The organism is Bartonella sp. TT29SHDZB (assembly GCF_042193395.1).
In the GTDB taxonomy this organism is placed as follows: domain Bacteria; phylum Pseudomonadota; class Alphaproteobacteria; order Rhizobiales; family Rhizobiaceae; genus Bartonella.
In genome coordinates this window covers 1-597 of the sequence record NZ_JBHILQ010000153.1, presented here as the reverse complement: position 1 = coordinate 597, position 597 = coordinate 1, and the positions used below count along the sequence as shown (strand labels likewise).

Below are 597 nucleotides of genomic sequence, written 5' to 3'. Positions count from 1 at the left end.
ATAGGAGGTCGAACAATGCTTGACCCCGTTCCGTCAAAGTTAGGCCGGGCAAAATCAGAAATACTCTGCTGTTGATTTTCGGCCATATTCACTTCTTGATTTACTTCAACACTGACTTCAACTGAACCCGAATCGCTCAAATGCACTTGGCGAAGCTTTCTTCGGAAATTTCTTTCAACTTCAGGATCGGGATTCAGTAGTGGGGACGATGAGCTCCCACGGGTCATACAATAGTACCTGCGCACAAAGTAATCAATATGAGCTAGCAAAGCACTCAAGAAACAAATAGGTCAAAACAAAAAGTAACAAAAGAAAAATTGCAAACAAATATTCACACAAAGAACAAATATTCACAAACTAGATCACCGAATTCCTAATTTTCCTAAAAGTGACCAGTTCCCCGGCAACGGCGCCAAAAACTAGATGCGCTCTCCGCAAGTGTACGGGTCGCAAGAAGTAATAGAGTGGTGCTCAATAAAGAGCAGGGTTGTCGAACCACAGGGAATTGTACTTAAAGTACTAATTGATCCTTCGATGTCTAGTGAAACAAATAGAAAGGATCGGTTTCCATACAAACAATAACGAAAAGATAATGCT

Annotated in this window: 1 protein-coding gene; it reads right to left on the bottom strand. The window is 41.2% G+C overall.

The window, feature by feature from the left end; all coding sequences use genetic code 11:
- Positions 1-227 (bottom strand): hypothetical protein (locus tag ACFIJJ_RS10070; RefSeq protein ID WP_375646857.1); only part of this gene is annotated, 227 nt, incomplete at its 3' end.
- Between the last annotated feature and the right edge of the window lie 370 nt (positions 228-597).